Below are 3431 nucleotides of genomic sequence, written 5' to 3'. Positions count from 1 at the left end.
TGACGAATCAGGGACAATGATGCGCCATCACAGTCCGGGACCACACAGCTAGCCTGTCCTCCTGCTCGGCGATCTTCTGCACGGCCTTGGGAAAGGAGACGCGGCGAGCCCAACGCCGCCGCGGCCCAATCGGCGCAAACGGCCTGGGCTCAACGCCGAGCTTCTCACGCAGTCGCACGATGCGCTGCACCTCGGGCATGTCACGATTGATGGTAACCCTCCGGCGTAGGCCGCGCTCACGCGGCTTGTTGGCGCGAGAGCGCCTCGCTGTCCCAGTTCCAGGGTAGCAACTCCGCGAGTTTCGTTTGGAGTGTCTCGCCGATGCGGGCGAGGACGTCGGCGAGCCAGGCTTGCGGATCGACGTCGTTGAGCTTCGCGGTCTGGATCAGCGTATACATAATCGCGGCGCGCTTAGCCCCGCGTTCCGAGCCGGCGAAGAGCCATGACTTTCTTCCCAAAGCCAGGCCGCGCAGCGCTCGCTCCGCCGCGTTGTTCGTCAAGCAGATGCGGCCGTCGTCGAGGAAGCGCGTGAATGCCGGCCAGCGCGTGAGCATGTAATCGACGGCCTTGGCGACGGCGCTGTGCCGGGAGAGCTTGGCGCGTTCGGCGCGCATCCATTCTTCGAGTGTGGCGACGAGCGGCGCGCTCCTTAAGCGCCGCGCGGCGAGCCGCTCCTCGGCCGAGACGCCATTGATCTCACGCTCGATGTCGAAGATGGGGTCGATGCGTTTGACCGCCTCCAGCGCGATCGGCGAGATCGGCGCGGCGTTCTTATCCCGCCGCGCATTGGCCGCGATGTCGGCGAGCTCGAAGAACTTGCGCCGGCCGTGGCTCCAGCACAGCGCCTCGACAATCGGGCCGGGCCGTCGATCCGACCGGTAGAGCCGATTATAGCCGCCGTAAGCGTCAGCCTGCAGGACGCCGACGAAGCCCTTGAGATGCCGCTCTGGATGTTCGCCCGATCGATCGCGCGAGGCGTAATAAAGCGCCGCTGGCGGGTCCTTTCCGCCGAACGGCCTGTCGTCGCGGACGTAAGTCCAGACGCGGCCAATTTCGGTCCTGCCCTTCGCCAAGATCGGAACCGTGGTGTCGTCGCCGTGCAGGCGCACGGCAGCTAGGACGTGCGTTTCGATCAGCGCATAGAGCGGCCGCAACGCCAAAGCGCAGGCCCCGACCTGGTCGGCGAGCGTCGATAGGCTCAGATCCACACCTTCTCGGGCGTAGCGCTCGCTCTGGCGATTGAGCGGCTGATGTTGGCCAAACTTCTCGAACAGGATCATCGCCAGCAAATTGGGGCCAGCGAAGCCGCGCGGCGTCACATGGAAGGGGGCCGCCGGCTGCGTGATCGCTTCGCATTGCCGGCAGGAAAACCGTTCGCGAATCGTCTGGATCACTTTCCACTGGCGGGGGATGACTTCGAGTGTCTCGGTGACGTCCTCGCCAAGCTTCGAAAGTTTCGTCGAACCACAGCATGGGCAGCTCTGCGGCGCCGCGATCACGACCCGCTCGCGCGGCAGATGCTCGGGAAACGGTTTGCGCGCCGGCCGCTTGCGCTCGAAGGACTCGACCACGGTCGAGGACGCCGACCGCTCGGCCGCCAGTTCGTCTTCGGTGGCGTCGGTCTCGGCGTCCTCCAACTGCATCTCCAGTTGGTCGACGAGCCGCTCCTTGCGTTCCGAGCGGGCGCCGTAGAGCGTGCGCCGCAGCTTCTCGATCTCCAGCCTCAACCTCGCGATCAGCGCCTCGGCGCTGAAGGCGGTTGCTTGAGCATGGGTCAGGTCCGCTTCAGCACGCGCCGCGCGCGCTTCGCTTTCCTTTCGCGCCTCCCGCTCGGCGAGGATCAGCGCATGCGCGGCGGCGAGATCGGAAGGCAGCGAATCAAATGTATTCGTCACCTCTGAAGGGAATCACGAGCCGCGCAGATTTGTAAGCCAAAATCGTCAGCCGGCCGTCGTCGGACGCCAGGTTTTCTGCGGCATTCGCCAATCAATGCCCTCGAGCAAATAGCCAAGCTGCGCCGTCGAGATCGTCACCGTCCCGTCGACCGTCGACGGCCACAGAAACCGCCCTCGCTCGAGCCGTTTGGCGAACAGGCACATCCCCTGGCCGTCGTGCCAAAGACATTTGATGAGATCGCCGCGGCGACCGCGAAAGACGAACAGATGGCCGCTATGCGGATCGCGCTTCAACGTCTCCTGCACCATCAACGCAAGGCCGTCGAACCCCTTGCGCATATCGGTGTGGCCCGTCGCCAGCCACACCCGTACGCCCGCCGGGATCGGGATCATCGCCGCGACAGCGCCTTGGCCACACGCGCGAGCGACGATGCGTCCACATCCGCGCCGACGATGATCCGCTCGCCGCCAATGAGCACAATCTCCATCCGACCCATCGAGCCCGGAGCTGTGACGATCGCAGTCGGCGTTGCCTCCACGACCCTCACCGGCACGATGTTCACTGGCGCGCCGTCGTTGCCGGCGCCCACCTGCCGGTCTCGCCGGCGCCACGTGAACAGCATGTTGGCGTTCAGGCCATACCGCCGCGCCACCTCCGCAACGGATGCGCCAGGCGCAAAGCTTTCCGCGATGATCCGTTGCTTCCGATCAGCCGACCACGTCCGCCGCCGGCGTCCCTCGCCGTCCGCCCCTTGCTCCGACATCTGCGATAGTGCCCATCATCGATTAAGTGGACACGATCGCCGCGCCCACATCAGGGCACTACCGCCGCTCACCGCGCTTCCACCAGACAGCCCTCGCCGGAGGGATACGTTCAAAAAGGCGAAGGATGAGGTAGGGGTTGCTCCGACCTCCGGCATACTACGACCCGCGGAGCCGCAAGCGCGGGCCGGAGACCGCTAATTCGGATCGCGTCAAAACGATGCGGCAAGTTGGCTTAGTTGTCGCTCAGCCGCGGCCCGCGCCACCTCGACTTGGTCGCGCGGCCCGACAGTTGGTCCGACGGCGACGAAGCGCACGCTGTGGACGCCGATGAACCTGAGGATGTCGCGCAGATAGGGCGTCGCCATATCGACGCGGCCCCGGTTCATGCCGGTGACGAAGTCGCTGCCGCTGGCGAGGATCACGACCGTTGGACGGTCTTTCACAAGGCCGCGATAGCCCTCGGCTGGACTGAAGCTGAAGGTCAGCCCCGGCTGCACGATGAGATCAAACCATTGCTTGAGCTTGTAAGGCACGCCAAAGTTCCACATCGGCGAGGAAATCAGCACCCGCTCGGCGAGCGAGAAGCGCAAAGCCAGGCGCTCGACGACGGCGAACGCGTCACGCTCCGGGTTGCTGAACGACCGGCCGCCAAGGCGCGCATATTTGGCCTCAAGCGCCGCGCCGTCGAACTCGGGCAAGGTCTCGCGCCATAGGTCTTGGAGGTCGATGTCCCATGACGGCCGGGCCTGACGAAATTGCGATAAGAATGTC

Annotated in this window: 4 protein-coding genes; all 4 read right to left on the bottom strand. The window is 65.2% G+C overall.

Features of this window, described 5'->3' with window-relative positions:
• Positions 1-236: 236 nt before the first annotated feature.
• A complete protein-coding gene (gene tnpC / locus VFL62_RS19895; RefSeq protein WP_414644784.1) occupies positions 237-1895 on the bottom strand; it encodes an IS66 family transposase in 1659 nt (552 codons plus the stop codon).
• 45 nt (positions 1896-1940) lie between these two features.
• A complete protein-coding gene (gene tnpB / locus VFL62_RS19890; protein ID WP_325174092.1) occupies positions 1941-2288 on the bottom strand; it encodes an IS66 family insertion sequence element accessory protein TnpB in 348 nt (115 codons plus the stop codon).
• Positions 2285-2659, bottom strand: a complete 375-nt coding sequence (gene tnpA / locus VFL62_RS19885; protein WP_325174091.1) for an IS66-like element accessory protein TnpA — start codon at positions 2657-2659, stop codon at positions 2285-2287. Before tnpA ends, tnpB begins: the two co-directional genes overlap by 4 nt.
• A gap of 210 nt (positions 2660-2869) precedes the next feature.
• Positions 2870-3431: FMN-dependent NADH-azoreductase (locus VFL62_RS19880; protein WP_325174090.1), on the bottom strand; the 562-nt coding region annotated here is incomplete at its 5' end.

Origin of the sequence: Bradyrhizobium sp., assembly GCF_035701725.1 — a bacterium.
GTDB lineage: Bacteria > Pseudomonadota > Alphaproteobacteria > Rhizobiales > Xanthobacteraceae > Bradyrhizobium.
The sequence above is the reverse complement of the archived record's forward strand: the minus strand, read 5'-3'. Positions and strand labels throughout refer to the sequence as shown.

Excerpts from the sequence above, each read along its gene's own strand:
- tnpA (WP_325174091.1), bottom strand. The coding sequence starts at position 2,659 with ATGTCGGAGCAAGGGGCGGACGGCGAGGGACGCCGGCGGCGGACGTGG.
- tnpB (WP_325174092.1), bottom strand. The coding sequence starts at position 2,288 with ATGATCCCGATCCCGGCGGGCGTACGGGTGTGGCTGGCGACGGGCCAC.